Consider the following 16,708-nt stretch of genomic DNA (forward strand, 5'->3'; position numbering starts at 1 on the left):
ACAAACAAATGTTCTCAGATATTATGTTCGATGTAAATGTGAGGTATGAGATGAAAAATATATTAATGATGGTAGGAATGTGCTTAACAATCTTGTTCGGCTATAATATGACAACCCCTGTAACAGAAGCAAATACACATGCTGTCCGTGAAGTAAAGGTTCAAGCAGGAGATACTATGTGGGATATTGCAGCTCGCACAGCTCATAAAGATATGGATGTTCGTGAAATGGTATATGCTATGAAGGAACTTAACAAAATTGATGACTCTGGTGCATTAGTTCCTGGTACAGTTTTAAAAGTACCAGTTAAGAAAAATGATAGTCCAGTTAGAGCTTTGGACTATGTGGCTCAAAACTAAATATATATGGGTATAACCCACGCAAAAAAGCAGCTACTCTGATAGAGATAGCTGCTTTTTGTTATTTAAATTTTGTTTTTATCTAAATCGTTTTTCAAAGATTGTTGAAATAGGATTATCTACAAACTTATTGGCTTCATTAATGTAGCGACGAACCATATTAACACTATGATGACGTGTTTGTCTCATAATATTACGTTCTTCCACACCATAAGCTGCTGCAGTTGTGGCAAATCCATGACGTAAACTGTGGGCACCATACATAGATGGATCAAGACCAATGAGAGAAACATATTTCTTTACAATTTCTGCAATCATTTTATCGGATATAGCTGTTTTACGAAGTGACATATTTTTAGTAAAACCTCTAAATACAGGACCTTCCGTAATACCAGAGGCACGTAACCATTGCTGTAAGGCACGTACTGCGTCAAGTGGAGAACCAGATAGGTGCGGAATCGCTACAACAGCACCTTGACCTTCTTGGTCAGCTTTTGATGATGGTACAAAGATTTCAACACCTTGTGGAGAAAACTGAAGATGTTCTACTGTAATGGCCGCAATTTCACTACGACGAAAAGCCCCCATAAATCCAATTAAAAGTATGGCTTTATCACGCAATAATTGCAACTCAGACACATCTAGTTTATCCATACACTCCAGAATATCTTCAATATCTTCTAATAGAACTGGTGTTTTACCTTGTTGGAACGTACCTTTTAAACGTCTAATCCCTCGTAACGCTTGTTTTACTATAGGTGCCATACAAGGATTCTCCCTATGACCAGAAGCATTATAATTCTCCGATATGGCGCTAATGCGACGAGATATTGTATTAGCCTTAGCATAATCAGCTAGATCATTTATATAGTTCACAATTGTTTCTGGTGTGGCTGGAAAATAAGATACCTTTTGATAGGTACACCAATCAACGAAATCATCCCAATCCGATTCGTACGCATCAACAGTATTCTCAGCCTTAGATAACAATATGCTTTGTTTTGCTTTCATAGACAACTTAGTGCTATTCATAAGCGCATCATTATTGCGCAAATAGAAATGTTTCTGTTGCTCTTTAGACTTTGACATAGTTCACCCTTACCCTAAAATTATCAATATAATTGTACCATAGATTGGACGGTAATATGCTATAATTAGAGAATATGATAACTAATTCGGGAGAGTTTATAAATAATGACAAAGAAATATATTTTAGTAGGAACAATGCTTGTTCTCTTAGGGACGAGCGGCTGTTCATACATTCCAACAGAAAATATTTCTTATGGTGTATATTACAATGATACAGATCTATCTAATACACCTAAGAATGAATTACAAGCTCGCTTACAAGATTTAAATAGTAAAATTCCACAAACCATATCTATTGATATGGGCAATAATAAAAAACAACAAGCTTCCTATCATGATTTAGGGATTCAAATCGATACTGATGCAATGGTAAAAGCTATTTCTACCTATGGCTATGAAGAGGATTTGTGGACACTGCTTTCACATAGATTCCATGCATTCTATTATGGACAACACTTTACACCACAATATAAGCTTGATGAAGTTAAGGGTAAAACATATCTAACAGAGTTGGCAAAAACAATTGATACCCCTGGTCATGATGCATATTTAAGTCTTGAGAATGGACAAGTGGTATTCCATCCTGCAAAGGAAGGTAAGCGTATCGATATTGATGCTACCCTTAAGAAATTAAAAGATGATTTACAGGCCGGTGATAGTATTAATTCCTTGTCTATGGTATTTACTACACAGAATACTGTAAAAGTAAGTGATGCCGATTTAAAACCATTGAATACGGTATTAGCGTCTTACACTACAGAGTATGATCCTAGTAATGAAAGTAGAACCCATAATATCCAATTAGCATCTGATAAAATAAACGGTACCCTAATTAAACCGGGCGCACAGTTCTCCTTTAACGATGTTGTCGGTGAACGTACTGCAGAGGCCGGCTATGATGATGCACCTGTTATGATTGATGGTAAATTGGTTCCAGGTATTGGTGGTGGCATTTGCCAAGTAAGTTCAACTATATTTAATACAGCGTTATTATCCGGTATGAATATTATCGAGCGTACACCACACTTTGAGCCAGTAGGATATATTCAAGCTGGTCGGGATGCTACAGTAGCTTGGGGCTATTTAGACTTTAAGTTTAGAAATCCTTACCAACAATCCATTTATATCCTTAGTGTTATGAATAATGGAACGTTAACGATCTACATTATAGGTACAGCTCAAGATAAGCCTAAAAATGTTTCTATTTCTGTAGGTGATTATGGCGAAATTCCTAATAAGACTATCACTAGGGTAGATCCAGCATTAAAAGAAAAAGAAGTGCAGGAGGGGCATGTAGGTTTAACAATGAATACGTATAGAACCATTACCTATGGTAATTGGGTTACACAAACAGATTCCTTTGAGTCTGTATATGATCCAGTAGATACGATTATTACAATGCCTGCAGCAGCGCCACCAAATCCACCTAACAAAACGGATAAAAAGAAATCATAATTAAAGATTTTATTAAATATAGCCTAAACTATTGACCATATGAAACAAATAGTTTAGGCTATTATTTGAACTATAATTGAGAAATCATTTGATACATAATCCAGTATGTTAGAATAAATTACTCAATAACAGAGAACATTATCAATTCATTCTCAACGATTATCATTTAATAAAAATAGAAGAGGACACTATGGACACAATCTTACAATTTGATCACTCTTTAATCTTCTATGTACATGATCACCTTGTATATAGTTTTTTAACGCCTATTATGGCATTTATTTCAAAAATTACTGGCAGCGGTGCCTTATGGATTGTAATTGCCTTGTTATTAATGTTACAGAAAAAATATCGTGTATTAGGCGTAGCTATAATTATTGCCTTAGGATTTGTATTTATCATCGGTGACCAAGGTTTAAAACCACATGTAGCTAGATTAAGGCCATTTGTAGATTTTCCTAATATAACAGTACCATTAGAATCTGCATTACCTAAAGCAAATAGTTATTCATTCCCGTCAGGCCATAGTTTTGGTTCATTTGCATCAGCCATGACCATTTACCTAGGCTTGAGCCAAATAGCGCCTCAGAAGCGATATTTGGGAATTATAGCATTACTTGGGTCATTAGTAGTAGCATTTTCTAGAGTATATCTATTTGTACATTATCCAACAGATGTATTAACAGGTTTAGTATTGGGAATTATCGTAGGGTTCATTGCTTGGAAGTTAGCAAGAGTTGGTTGGAACTGGTGGACTAACCGTAATAAAGATGTAGAATACGAACCATATACATTTAAACGTAAATAAGCTTAAAAAACTAAAAAATCATATAACATAAGGGATTGGGCCAATTAGGCCCAATTTTCTTAATATAATTACTTCCGATAATATATCGTTATCAGAAGTAATTTAAAAACAAATAAAAAACTAGCCTATATATATAAGCTAGTTTAAATACATTTCAACCCATATAAGCCTTTAAATTACTCAATCAACAGATCCTATCGTTTCATATTATGTAATCCAGTCTATTACACAATATTTAACTCAATTTATCTAACCTTATAATTCTAATTTAATTTATGTAACCTAGTTAATCTCACTATATAAAACTTAATATATGTAAATATTTAAATTATGTTTTCTAAGCTTATTAATCATTAACCTAAGGTGTATATACATATAAGCTCTTAAATAATGTTTAGTATCTAATACAACTATCTTTTTATATAACATCATTTAGCTATATATATTTATATAAGTCTTACATAACCTTAATATATACCAAACTAACTAGATGCTTATGATTCCTTATTTTATGTAGGTTTATGGTAACTATAATTTTATTATTATAGATGTATGTGTAGAATTATTATTATTTAATTTTAAATACATATTGAAATTTTTGATATAAGGTTGTAAAATAAGCATATAAGTTATGTAATTTACTCATATTAACTCTCACGGAGGTATTATATGTGCTGGTGTGACATCGTAAGTAAAGCCAAAATTGGCAGTTTAAAACATTTAGGTAATGGTATGGAAGGTTCCTTAAGATTCTTAGCTGAAATTATTGTAGGTCTTAGTATCCTTCGTGTATTCGTTAACTGGATTTTCGGAGTTTAGACCTTACAATTAAATATAATATATAAAAGACGCTTAGTATGCTAAGCGTCTTTTTTGTATATATTAAGTTTATTAGGTTTATATCTTTACATACTACACTAGATCATATTATTGATATGCTTCGCTGCAATCGATATACTCCATAATCAATTGGCAAATTTGACCATCTTTATCAAAGGCCCAGTATACAGGATATAAACCATCACCAAAGCCGGATTGAATCATAGGTACTGTAAGTTCAGTATCAGGAATTGTAAAGTTAATCCAATCCCCTTTAGACCGTTGGAATTGTGGATATGCCAATGCATTTAACTGGAACAAATCACTGTAGTAATCATCATAGATATTTTTATCAGGATAGTTTGTATGCCATTGATCATAGAACTTTCTATAGGTTTCGATAGTTTCTGCATCAACCACAGTAGCCAGTCCAGAATCTACAGGGAACCCGATGTAGCTTTCACCATCATCAAGATCTGTTAAGTCTTCCGTACCTTTTAAAGCCAATTCATAGTTCACAGGCTCATTGCCACTAAAAACAACACGACTTGCCACATAGCGATACTCATTTGGTTCCATTTCAATAATTTTTGTTTCTAATAAATACGTACCTGGTTCTATCGTTCTAATATACGTATCTGGTTTATTAGGTAATGTTACCAAAGGATCACAGCACGTAATATGGCCTGTTGGGAATGTTACAGTCCACATAGGCAATGTATGTAAGGGAAATCCTTTTAGCTCTTTACGGTTGAATAAATCATGATATGGTACGGTAGGTTTTAATTTACCTTCAGAACCTAAACGATTAAACGTTTGAATCCATTCACTTGTCAATTTAGATTGTTCCATATTACTCCTCTGCTTCGTGTTTACAATGAATATACTCACCCTCTAACACTTCATATGCTGCTGTTTTACGTATAATTTGTTTAACTAATGTATCTAACTGGGAACCATTTGTATAGTCTGCAGGTGCATAATAGCGTATACGGTGATGACGCATCATCTTATACACCTTATCTTTATCCTTTTTAATAGGATCATACACACCTATGGAATGGCCTCCATTTGCGTTAACAAGGCTCATGCAAGGAATATCTGTATCACTATCCCCAATATAAATCATATTGCGGAATGGGACACGTTGGTCCTCAGGCTTAATATAATCGTTAACGCCTGTATCATTAATATCTAGAATCCCCTTTTGAATACGGAACAAAAACTGAGTTTTATTCGTATAGTTAATTGCTTGCGCAGGCCACACAGCTACGCCCTTATCATCAAACATGAATGCGCTGGCATAGATTTTTGTGAAAGCTCCCTCTTTCGCCATTTCAGTGCCTTCTATCATCTCTTTCAATCCAGAAGAGATAATATAATGCTCAATGCGTACCCCATGTTCTAATCCATATTCTCGAATACGTTCAAACCAAGTGCGAACACCGTCATACAATTCTACTTGATTCCCATATTCCATGAGCTTTTCTTTAGTTACATAAAAGCGACCTACTGCTTCTTGAATCATCTTGTACATATAGGCTAAGTTATTATCCATATCATTTTTCTTAGCCAATTGATTAGATTCTTGCCAGAACTGCTTGATTTGCTCCTCATCATAGCCAACAGATTGAATAAAGCCTTGTGCCTGCATATCATCAGGGGTTAAAGTCTTATCAAAATCATAGCACATGGCAAGAACTGGCATAGAATCTTCACGTGATACTAAGGATGAATCTTTAGTATCACTTTTGTATGTTATCATACGACACCTCCTTGTGATAATAAAACAACTAAACAATTAATAAGTCTATTCACTCTCTTATATTCCTGAGGTGTCCCTTTGACAACCCCCTTTGTTATCTATTTTACACGATACGTCAACGAAACAGCGTTATATAGCATCGTAATTCCATCTAAAATAGAGTTTCTTGCCTGTAATTTGTATCAACAATCCAGCTTTTTTCCATGCTTTCTTTAATAATTGCTGTTTTTGAAAGCTGGTCAATAAGTAAACTAGAATTTGGATCATGTAACAAACGATTATGCCGGACCGCCGCCTGATTTGTATTAGCATAACAATAGCGACAGAAATGACTACAACTATCATAGGCACCTATATCACCATGTAAATAACAATTACATTCTGGTCTCGCTGGTGTCCGTTTAGGTGCTTTTAACGTAACATTCCAAGCCCGTTCATAACAATCTAAGGTCAAACAACCTTCCGTATTAGCCCCTAATTCTTTAAATGCGTCCCCTTCTCCACAGGTTTTAAGGTCCATATTGCAAGAATGAGCAATAGAAACAAGCTCCTTAATAATGTTATGTTGTACATCAACACTTGGTCTAAAACCTTCAGGGAAGTTCTGAGCCACCTTATCAAATATATCTAAGAAACTTACAACTACCGTATCCGTATATCCTTCTAGCGCCTTAGCCATGTTATAAAAGCTTTCAAAATGGAAATCTATTGTGTAGATATGGGTTAAAATAATAGGATCATAACGCCACACCATGGATTGAGGATTCAGTCTTGTTGATATTTGTTTAAATCCGTCTATTACAGAATCTGCTTTTGGTACATAGGGCTCGATATCTGGACCATAAGGGGTTATAGTCATGTGCCAAAACTGTCTATAATCATTTATTTCATGTAAGAGCGGAATAAATGGCAAAGGATTCTTTGTACAAAACGCAATACCATCTACTACTTCATGATTAATAGGATACCGTGTTATCTGCATTGGGTTATAGGGATTTCGTACATCTACAAATCCTTGATGAACACGATTAATCAACCATTGCCCATAAAAGGCAGGAATATCCGTACGTTGTCCCGTCTGCAAAATCATTGTCCTGCCCTTTCATAAAACAAAAATATAGATGTATTATATCATATTCAATATTAATTATTTATGTAGTAAGTGTGATATTTATAGTATGGTACATTCTCATTTTATGGTACTATTAAGTGTATTAAAAATGAGGAGAACAAAAAGATGAACGATATATTTGAAAAGAATCATCCTATGAAGGATGACAAAGAGTTTATTACCGCTTATTGGAGCGATCGAGCACGTGATTTTGGGTCATTGCGAGCTAAAGAATTAGAAAGCCCTAAACTTAAATTATGGAGAGATGAACTAACGAGTCATATCTTTGATTCTGATCGCTCTTTACGTATTTTAGACATTGGTTGTGGTGCAGGCTTCTTTAGTATTATCCTCTCTCAACTAGGACATACAGTACACGGCATCGATATTACGCCTAATATGATAGACGAAGCAAATCAACTGGCAGAATCCCTTGATTGTGATGCTACCTTCTCCGTCATGGATGCTGAAAATCTCAGCTTTGACTCCAATACCTTTGATATCGTTGTAGCCCGCAATGTAACATGGAACTTACCACATCCAGATAAAGCCTATGCTGAATGGTTACGCATCATTCGTCCAGGCGGTTTAATCCTCAATTATGATGCGGAACATGCTCGCAATCACCATGACTTACCACAATCTGTTCATCATGCCCATGAGCATGTAAGCAATGACTTAAAAGAGCGGTGCCATACGATTTATCATATGCTTGAAATTTCATCCTTTACACGCCCTCAATGGGATAAAGAAGTGCTCACAAAATTAGGTGCTAGCTCCGTCACTATTGACTCCACAGTAGGTCCTCGTATTTACAACGAAGAAGATGAATTTTATATTCCTGTACCAATGTTCTTGGTGAAAGTAATAAAATAGCATTCAAAGTAAAACATTACAAAATAAACCCACTCCATGTGATATGTACCCCTTTTATTAGGTATCTAATAAAGGAATATATCATACTATGAGTGGGTTTTATTTTATTTATTATTTCTTATTGTCTTTAATGATAGAGTCATCAAAGTTATAGGTTGTTATAAACTTTGTTTTAGGATTTGCTGCATTGCCAATCTCTTCTAAATATTTATTAGAAGCTACTTGAAGATCTTTCTTATACGCATCGGCTAATGTTTGTAAATTGTTCGTTTCGTTTACTCGTTTAAAGGTTTGATCCATAAATTTAATAGTATCTGTTTTTGAATCATAAATAAGAGCAGTATTTGGTATGCCAGTAATATCCATCTTAATTGTATTAGAATTTGAGCTATCTGCATTACCTACTATATCGTTAGCACTCATTACAAGTGTAAGTGCCGTAATATAATTTAGACGAGTTTCCTTTATATCCCCTACCATTTGAGTAGATTCAATAACAGGTCTCTTTTCAGGCGTCGTATATTGATAGTTATAAGCTTTCATATCTGCTGTATAAATCGTCTTACTATCATTTCGAGCTGTAAGATTCATCGTAAAAATAGGCGTGTCAACAGCACTCACTACATTTTGAACGGTATAGCCTGAGTAAGCAATCCATTCCCCTTCAGGTCCTTTAGGCTGAGAAGACGCACTATTACTACTACAACCAGCTAATATCAACAAACTAACTAAGGCGATACAAAGTGAAAGGTATTGAAGTATTCTTTTTAGCATAGCAGTACCTCGCATACAAACTTATATTATATAAATACAAACCTAACTAGTACTAAACTAGACAAGAAAAAGCTAATCAATTACAGCTATAGTTTTTTTAATATATTAGTTACTGAAATACTCTTGAGCCTTAGTGATTTCTGCACGAAGTTTTTCTTCATCAATAGTAAGCAATTCTTTGTCTTTCATAAGAACTTTGCCACCTACAATTGTAGTATTTACATCAGAACTGTTAGCAGAGTATACAAGTGCCGCTAAATCGTTGTAACGAGGCATCCAGTGCATACCAGATACGTCATATAGCACGATATCTGCACGATAGCCTTTCGCTAATACACCAAGATCAGTATAACCAAGGGCTTTTGCGCCTTCTACAGTGCCCATATGCCAAGCTGCTTGTGCAGGAATGGCTTTAGGATCGTAGAGACGTGCTTTATGTAGAGTAGCAGCAAGGCGTACTTCTTCGAGCATATCCGCGTTATTATTAGATGCGGAACCATCCGTACCAAGACCAACGGTTATACCTTTACCGATCATTTCAGGCACAGGTGCAATACCACTTGCTAATTTTAGGTTAGATTGCGGATTATGTGCTACTGCTACATTATTTTCAGCCATAATTGACATATCTTCATCTGTAACATGAACACAGTGTGCAGCTAATGTAGTATTCCAGAATAAACCTAGGTCATGCATATGAGCGATTGGAGTTTTACCTGTAGCTTTCATTACATTCTCCACTTCCCCTTTAGTTTCGGACAAGTGCATGTGAATGCCACAGTTTAATTCATGAGATAAGGAGATAACCTTCTCCATATAAGCATCTGGACAAGTATATGGCGCATGTGGTCCTAATAATACCTTGATGCGGTCATTATCAAAGCCATTCCATGTGCGGAATAAATCAGCATTCTCAACTAATGCTTGATCTGCTGTTGGAGAAACACCTGCTAAGCCACGAGATAATACAGAGCGAATGCCCGTTTCTTTTACTACCTCAGCCGTAGTATTCATAAAGAAATACATGTCGCTAAAGGTTGTAGTGCCAGTACGCAGCATTTCCGCAATTCCAAGTTGTGTGCCATAACGTACGTAATCATCGTTTAGCTTAGCTTCTGTCGGCCAAATCGCAGTTTCAAGCCATTCCATAAGTTCAAGATCATCTGCATAGTTTCTAAATAGCCCCATCGCAATATGAGTGTGCGTATTTACAAGACCTGGCGCTGCCAATTGGCCTTTACCATCTAGTACGTCCTTAGCAGTATCTTTTGCTTTAATAGCTTCACTATCCTTTAAAATAGCTGTAATATAGCCATTTTCAATTTCAATAGCATGATTTTTAAGAACGCCCTCATCGGTGAGGACGTCTACATTAGTAATCAATAAATCGGACATAGTCTTCCCTCATAGGTATAACCGAGCCATAAAAGCTCGGTTATAGTTATTAATTCTGAAAGTATATAGTAGTAATAATACACCTAAGCCTATCATTTACTATTACATTTCCATTCAATATTAGTTTACTTTTGTTAAGTAGTCGATTTGTTCTTGTGTCAAAGAATCTAAATCATAGCCCATGGAGTTCAATTTAAGTTTAGCGATTTCCACATCTAATTCATGAGGCAATACATATACTTTTGGCTCCATTTCTTTGCCGTTTTTCAAGATATGCTCTGCAGCAAGGGCTTGCATAGCAAAGGACAAGTCCATGATTTCTGCTGGGTGACCATCACCAGCTGCAAGGTTAACTAAGCGACCTTCAGCCAATACATATAGTTTACGGCCATCAGCCATAGTATAGCCTTCGATATTTTGACGAACACGCTCATGGCTTACAGCAAGGTCAGCTAATTCAGCTACATTTACTTCGCAGTCGAAGTGACCTGCATTACACATGATTGCTTTATCTTTCATCACTTCGTAATGTTCTTTTACAATAACGTCTTTACAACCTGTTACAGTACAGAAAATATCCCCTACTTTAGCAGCTTCAATCATAGGTAACACTTTGAAACCATCAAATACAGCTTCAATAGCTTTAATTGGATCTACTTCTGTTACATATACATGAGCACCGAGGCCTTTTGCACGCATAGCAACGCCTTTACCGCACCAGCCATAACCAGCAACAACTACGTTTTTACCTGTTACAGTTAAGTTTGTAGTACGCATGATACCATCCCAAACAGATTGACCTGTACCATAACGATTATCAAAGAGATATTTACAGTAAGAATCGTTTACTGCAATCATAGGGAATGTCAATTGTTTTGCATTTTCTAATGCATAGAGACGATGTACACCTGTAGTAGTTTCTTCACTACCACCTAATAGGCGTTCTTTTGCGTCTTGGCGAGTTGTGTGCAACAAGTTTACCAAATCGCCACCATCATCGATGATAATATGTGGTTTGTGGTCAAGTGCCTTATTAAGGAAATTGAAGTATTCCTCTTCAGTACAATCATACCAAGCATATACAGTAAGGCCCATATCAACGAGACCTGCAGCCACATCATCTTGTGTAGATAATGGATTGGAACCAGTTACGATAACATCAGCACCACCACGTTTTAAAACAGTAGCTAAGTATGCTGTTTTTGCTTCCAAGTGAACACTTACAACAATTGTTTGACCTTTGAAAGTTTGTTCTGCTTCAAAGCGGTCACCCAATGTATTTAATGTAGGCATAAAGTTAGAAACCCAGTCAATTTTCTTACGGCCTTCTGCGGCTAAATTAATATCTTTAATTAAAGATTGCATAATATCTCCTTTTACTCATACAAGTAGATTAAATAAAAATATGCATGGTTAATCCACTTGGATTTTTTTGTTATTTAGATTCTACGATCTGACGTAGCTTATCAATAGACTCTTCATAGTTCGGTTTTAATACACCTTCTTCAGTAATGATGGCAGTCACCAATTCATGTGGTGTCACATCGAAGGCTGGATTAAGCACATCAATACCATTAGGTGCTGTTTGAACCCCATGCAATGATGTAACTTCATAATCGTCGCGCATCTCAATAGGAATATCAGCACCATTTTCAAGGGTAAAATCAAATGTGCTATATGGCGCTGCTACATAGAATGGAATGTTATGGAATTTAGCTAGTACTGCTACACCATAGGTACCAATTTTATTGGCTACATCCCCTTTTGTAGTAATGCGGTCAGCACCGACGATAACGGCATCAATGAGTCCATGTTGCATCGCATAGGCCGCCATATTATCAGTCTCAAGAGTAACAGGAATACCATCCTCATGAAGTTCAAAAGCAGTAAGTCGAGCACCTTGTAATAATGGTCGTGTTTCATCAGCATACACGCGTTCTAATTGTCCATTTTCATGTAATTTACGGACAACACCTAGTGCTGTTCCTAAACCACCTGTAGCTAGTGCACCAGCATTACAATGAGTTAGAATGCGAATATTTTTTTGACCTTCAAATAGAGTTGCTCCTGCTTCAGCCATACGACGGTTCAATGACACGTCTTCTTCGTGAATTGTAATAGCCTCTTTTCTAATGAGATCTACTACTTCACTCATAGAAGACATACTTTCAACATGATTTTTTACAAGAGAAATAACACGATCTACGGCCCAAGCTAAGTTAATTGCGGTAGGACGAGTTTCCTTTAAGGTCTCACTAAATTCATATAAACTTGTAAGTTGTTCACTAAACGGAACCTCCAAACGGCCTGCTTCCATAGCCGCTAAAATGAGGCCATAACTGGCAGCAACACCAATAGCAGGTGCGCCACGAACGCGAAGCATTTTTATAGCTTCAGCCACTTGTCGCCAATCTGTACAGTGAACATACGTAATTTCAGTAGGCAATTTAGTTTGATCTAATAGTACTAGCGTATCTTTACGCCATTCAATATTAATCATACCTTCTCCTTCGATGAACTATTATGTTTCGTTATGAATGGATTATAGTTTAAAGCCACCATATTCTTGCATGCGATTATGCGCGTCATAACGAGCATCTACATCGATTGCATCAATAGCACCTAAAATAAGAGATTTAAGTTGAGCAGCCATGTCGCCCATCATTTCTACCACTTCACCATGTGTCAACGCAGATTCAGAAATACCTGCTGCATAGTTTGTAATCATAGAAATAGTAGCATATGCCATTTCTGCTTCATTAGCTAAGTTTACTTCCGGTACATTTGTCATACCTACTGTATCACCACCGAGCATGTGGAACATTTTAATTTCCGCTGGTGTTTCAAAACGAGGACCTTCTGTACAAACATAGGTACCGCCATTATGAATTGTGAGACCTTGTTCAGTCCCTACCTTTTGAAGAATGTCACGTAATTCAGGGCAGTAAGGATTTGTAACATCAAGATGTGCTACTGGACGGTCACCACCTTCATAGAATGTAGTGATGCGGTTCTTTGTGAAATCTAAGAATTGATCAGTCAACACAAAATGACCAGGCTTAAAGTTTTCATTTAAGGAACCTACAGCTGTCGTGGAGATAATAAATGTAACGCCTAATTTTTTGAGGCCCCAAATATTAGCACGATAATTAATTTTGTGTGGAGGAATTGTATGATCTTTGCCGTGACGAGCAACAAAGATTACTGTTTTCCCATGGTATGTACCTTGTACATAATCTATTTCACCATATGGTGTCATTAAGGATTCTTCATGAATATTTTCAAAGATGGATGGATCATAAACGCCAGTACCACCAATTACGCCAATTGCACTCATTGTGACCTCCTATTATTAATCACTCTATCTTTTATTTTCTCATAGAATAGAAAAACAGGCTATAGGAAAAACCTAGTAGCCTGTATTTTTTCAACATATTATAAAGTTTTATTGAATTGGACCTTTAGGAGCAAACATATCTTGTAACTCTTCACGTGTGAAATGATATTTTTCATTACAATAGTGACAAACAAGCTCTGTTACTTCATCTTCTAGAATAGCCTCTTTATCTTCTTCTCTTAATGTCATAAGTACGGCACCAAAGCGATCGCGACCGCAACGACATTGGAAATGAATCGGTTCATTATATACTTCATTCACAGTTAAGCCATCAAGAACGCGTTCCATAAGGCCTTTACCATCTGGATTTGCTTTCAAATATTCTGTAATTGGGCCTAATTCATTAATATTCTTTTCTACTTGTGCTAACGCTTCATCTGTAGCATCTGGTAAAGCTTGTACGATAAAGCCACCAGCTACAACTGTATGATAATCTGGGTCTACCAATACACCTAAGCTAATAGTAGAAGGTACTTGTTCAGAAGCATATAAATAATAAGCCAAATCTTCTGCTACTTCACCACTTTGAATTGGACTTGTAGAGGTATAATCTTGTGCTAGTTGAGTAAAGCGAGTAACTTGTACTTCACCATTATGTCCAACAGCAGCACCTACATCAAGCTTACCAGCTCGTTTTAAAGGTACATCTACATGTGGCTCATCCACATAGCCACGAACTGTATTATCTGCAAAAGCATCTACATGAACAACGCCTAGAGGGCCATCACCTTTAATACGCAAACTTACATTTTCATGATTTTTAAAATCACCAGCTAATAAAATAGCCCCAGTCATAGCACGACCTAAAGCAGCTGTTGCTACAGGCCACAAATCGTGACGCACGCGAGCTGTTTCAACAGTATCTGTTGTTACCGCTAAAGACATACGGACCCCTTCGCGGGTCGTAAAACGTTTTATATAATCCATTCTATCATTCCTTATTTCTAATTAATAAATCGTACACACTTAATAGTGCTTATATAGTATATCATGTCATAGAATTACTTTTCAATAATAGGGAATATATGTTCGTCTACTCTAATTCCAAATTAAAAGAACATATATTCGATAATATAAAAACACCCAGTATCATGAGATACTGAGTGTTTACTATGTAATTATTAGAATTGATCGATAAGGTTAACCATTTCAATAGCGCCCATAGCACAGTCGTAACCCTTATTGCCAGCTTTAGTACCAGCACGTTCGATAGCTTGTTCAATGTTTTCTGTAGTTACTACACCGAACATAACAGGAACACCTGTTTCTAGAGAAACATGAGCAATACCTTTAGCTACTTCATTACATACATAGTCATAATGAGTTGTAGCACCACGAATAACAGCACCAACACAGATAACCGCATCGAAGCGACCAGATGAAGCAGCTTTTTTAGCAATCAATGGGATTTCATAAGCACCTGGTACCCAGATAACAGTGATATCCTCTTCTTTTACATCGTGACGCAATAAGCAATCTTCAGCACCACCAATTAATTTGGACGTAATGAACTCATTAAAACGAGAACCGATAATAGCAAATTTTTTACCACTACCTAATAAATTACCTTCTTGAACCTTCATTATGTTGACCTCCTATATTCCTATAAAGGAAATTCTTATGTGTCGAGCAAGTTGTTAAATAGAACTAAATGATTAGTCTTCTAACATATGACCCATTTTTTCTTCTTTTGTCTTTAAGTACCCTGCATTAAATTTATTGGCTGCAATAATGAGCGGTACACGGTTAGTTACATCAATCCCCCAATGTTCTAAGCCATGACGTTTTTCTGGATTGTTTGTCAACAATCGAATACTCTTAATACCTAAGAAACGAATAATTTGAGCTGCTAAGGAATATTCGCGCATATCTGCAGGGAAACCTAATTGTTCATTAGCCTCTACAGTATCTAAACCTTGCTCTTGTAAAGCATAGGCTTTAATTTTATTTGTTAAACCAATGCCACGGCCTTCTTGGCGCATATATACTACAACGCCTTTGCCTTCTTTTTCGATGGCACGTAACGCATGATCTAATTGCTCACCACAATCACAACGTTTAGAACCGAATACATCGCCTGTTAAACATTCAGAGTGAATACGTACAAGAACATCGTCACAGTTTTGTACATTACCTTTAACGATAGCTAAATGTTCTTTATGATCTAAATCATTTTTAAATACAAAAATATTAAAGTCACCAAATTTAGTAGGTAGTTTAGAACAAGCACCGAGTTCTACCATATCTTCATGTTGTTTACGATACTCAATAAGTTCTGCTACAGATGCAATTTTAAGATTATGTTCTTTAGCAAATTGTAATAGATCTGGCAAACGAGCCATATCGCCATCGTCTTTTGTGATTTCACAAATAACAGCAGCCTCTTGCAAACCAGCTAAGCGACAAAGGTCGATAGATGCTTCTGTATGGCCTTGGCGAACTAATACGCCACCCTCTTTATATACTAGAGGGAATACGTGACCAGGACGACGGAAGTCTTCTGGTTTAGCATTAGGATCTAATAATTTTTGAATTGTATAAGCACGTTCTGCTGGAGATACGCCTGTTGTAGTATCTACATGGTCAACAGTAACGGTGAAAGCAGTTTCATGGTTATCTGTATTTTTGGCAACCATTGCAGGAATGCCAAGTTTTTCTAAGGCTTCACGACGCATAGGTGTACATACGATACCACGTGCGTATTTAACCATAAAGTTAATATTTTCTTGTGTAGCAAACTCTGCAGCGATGATAAGATCGCCTTCGTTTTCACGGCTTTCATCATCAACGATAATAACAGGTTTACCAGCTTTAAGGTCTTCTAAGACCTCTTCAATTGAATGTAATTGTTCGCTCATAG

17 protein-coding genes are annotated in these 16,708 nt (G+C 36.3%); 5 read left to right on the forward strand and 12 right to left on the reverse strand.

The window, feature by feature from the left end; genetic code table 11:
• Positions 1 to 50: 50 nt before the first annotated feature.
• A complete protein-coding gene (locus VRHSUH10_RS01670; protein WP_105085627.1) occupies positions 51 to 359 on the forward strand; it encodes a LysM domain-containing protein in 309 nt (102 codons plus the stop codon).
• A 78-nt stretch (positions 360 to 437) separates the two neighbouring features.
• On the opposite strand, the gene VRHSUH10_RS01675 is transcribed toward VRHSUH10_RS01670, so the two are convergent.
• On the reverse strand, positions 438 to 1,448 hold the full coding sequence (locus tag VRHSUH10_RS01675; RefSeq protein ID WP_105089199.1) for a site-specific integrase: 1,011 nt from the start codon (positions 1,446 to 1,448) through the stop codon (positions 438 to 440).
• Positions 1,449 to 1,553: 105 nt separating this feature from the next.
• Here VRHSUH10_RS01675 and VRHSUH10_RS01680 point away from each other — a divergent pair, with 105 nt between their 5' ends.
• The 3 genes from VRHSUH10_RS01680 (at position 1,554) to VRHSUH10_RS09495 (ending at position 4,530) form a co-directional block, all read left to right on the forward strand.
• The gene (locus VRHSUH10_RS01680; protein ID WP_105089200.1) at positions 1,554 to 2,903 is read left to right on the forward strand and encodes a VanW family protein; all 1,350 of its coding nucleotides are present in this window, start codon (positions 1,554 to 1,556) and stop codon (positions 2,901 to 2,903) included.
• Between the two features lie 190 nt (positions 2,904 to 3,093).
• The gene (locus tag VRHSUH10_RS01685) at positions 3,094 to 3,711 is read left to right on the forward strand and encodes a phosphatase PAP2 family protein (protein WP_105085630.1); all 618 of its coding nucleotides are present in this window, start codon (positions 3,094 to 3,096) and stop codon (positions 3,709 to 3,711) included.
• Positions 3,712 to 4,380: 669 nt separating this feature from the next.
• Positions 4,381 to 4,530 carry a hypothetical protein gene (locus VRHSUH10_RS09495; RefSeq protein WP_005386608.1) on the forward strand — a complete coding sequence of 50 codons (150 nt, stop codon included), beginning with the start codon at positions 4,381 to 4,383 and terminating at the stop codon, positions 4,528 to 4,530.
• Positions 4,531 to 4,638: 108 nt separating this feature from the next.
• Here the strand turns inward: VRHSUH10_RS09495 and VRHSUH10_RS01690 are convergent, their stop codons facing one another.
• The 3 genes from VRHSUH10_RS01690 to VRHSUH10_RS01700 all read right to left on the reverse strand — a co-directional run bounded on the left by VRHSUH10_RS01690 (position 4,639) and on the right by VRHSUH10_RS01700 (position 7,385).
• Positions 4,639 to 5,382: a DUF4241 domain-containing protein gene (locus VRHSUH10_RS01690; protein WP_105089201.1), complete on the reverse strand. Its 744-nt coding sequence runs from the start codon at positions 5,380 to 5,382 to the stop codon at positions 4,639 to 4,641.
• Position 5,383: 1 nt separating this feature from the next.
• Positions 5,384 to 6,295: an HAD family hydrolase gene (locus tag VRHSUH10_RS01695; protein ID WP_005386606.1), complete on the reverse strand. Its 912-nt coding sequence runs from the start codon at positions 6,293 to 6,295 to the stop codon at positions 5,384 to 5,386.
• A 151-nt stretch (positions 6,296 to 6,446) separates the two neighbouring features.
• The gene (locus tag VRHSUH10_RS01700; protein WP_105089202.1) at positions 6,447 to 7,385 is read right to left on the reverse strand and encodes a DUF1848 domain-containing protein; all 939 of its coding nucleotides are present in this window, start codon (positions 7,383 to 7,385) and stop codon (positions 6,447 to 6,449) included.
• 147 nt (positions 7,386 to 7,532) lie between these two features.
• Here VRHSUH10_RS01700 and VRHSUH10_RS01705 point away from each other — a divergent pair, with 147 nt between their 5' ends.
• Positions 7,533 to 8,282 (forward strand): class I SAM-dependent methyltransferase, encoded by a 750-nt coding sequence (locus VRHSUH10_RS01705; protein ID WP_105089203.1) that lies wholly within the window; start codon positions 7,533 to 7,535, stop codon positions 8,280 to 8,282.
• Positions 8,283 to 8,393: 111 nt separating this feature from the next.
• Here the strand turns inward: VRHSUH10_RS01705 and VRHSUH10_RS01710 are convergent, their stop codons facing one another.
• From VRHSUH10_RS01710 to VRHSUH10_RS01745, 8 genes are all read right to left on the reverse strand, one after another.
• Complete coding sequence (locus VRHSUH10_RS01710) at positions 8,394 to 9,056, reverse strand: hypothetical protein (protein ID WP_024066208.1); 663 nt, start codon at positions 9,054 to 9,056, stop codon at positions 8,394 to 8,396.
• 105 nt (positions 9,057 to 9,161) lie between these two features.
• Complete coding sequence (locus VRHSUH10_RS01715) at positions 9,162 to 10,451, reverse strand: amidohydrolase (protein WP_060924576.1); 1,290 nt, start codon at positions 10,449 to 10,451, stop codon at positions 9,162 to 9,164.
• 120 nt (positions 10,452 to 10,571) lie between these two features.
• Entirely contained in the window at positions 10,572 to 11,816 is a 1,245-nt protein-coding gene (locus tag VRHSUH10_RS01720; RefSeq protein WP_105089204.1) for an adenosylhomocysteinase, read from the reverse strand.
• A 70-nt stretch (positions 11,817 to 11,886) separates the two neighbouring features.
• The gene (gene mtnA, locus VRHSUH10_RS01725) at positions 11,887 to 12,951 is read right to left on the reverse strand and encodes an S-methyl-5-thioribose-1-phosphate isomerase (RefSeq protein ID WP_105089205.1); all 1,065 of its coding nucleotides are present in this window, start codon (positions 12,949 to 12,951) and stop codon (positions 11,887 to 11,889) included.
• 42 nt (positions 12,952 to 12,993) lie between these two features.
• Entirely contained in the window at positions 12,994 to 13,788 is a 795-nt protein-coding gene (gene mtnP, locus VRHSUH10_RS01730; protein WP_105089206.1) for an S-methyl-5'-thioadenosine phosphorylase, read from the reverse strand.
• Positions 13,789 to 13,896: 108 nt separating this feature from the next.
• Positions 13,897 to 14,775: an Hsp33 family molecular chaperone HslO gene (gene hslO / locus VRHSUH10_RS01735; RefSeq protein WP_105089207.1), complete on the reverse strand. Its 879-nt coding sequence runs from the start codon at positions 14,773 to 14,775 to the stop codon at positions 13,897 to 13,899.
• A gap of 194 nt (positions 14,776 to 14,969) precedes the next feature.
• A complete protein-coding gene (gene ribE, locus VRHSUH10_RS01740) occupies positions 14,970 to 15,431 on the reverse strand; it encodes a 6,7-dimethyl-8-ribityllumazine synthase (RefSeq protein ID WP_024066202.1) in 462 nt (153 codons plus the stop codon).
• A 72-nt stretch (positions 15,432 to 15,503) separates the two neighbouring features.
• Positions 15,504 to 16,706, reverse strand: a complete 1,203-nt coding sequence (locus tag VRHSUH10_RS01745; RefSeq protein ID WP_105089208.1) for a bifunctional 3,4-dihydroxy-2-butanone-4-phosphate synthase/GTP cyclohydrolase II — start codon at positions 16,704 to 16,706, stop codon at positions 15,504 to 15,506.
• Between the last annotated feature and the right edge of the window lie 2 nt (positions 16,707 to 16,708).

This window comes from Veillonella sp. T11011-6, assembly GCF_002959755.1.
In the GTDB taxonomy this organism is placed as follows: domain Bacteria; phylum Bacillota; class Negativicutes; order Veillonellales; family Veillonellaceae; genus Veillonella.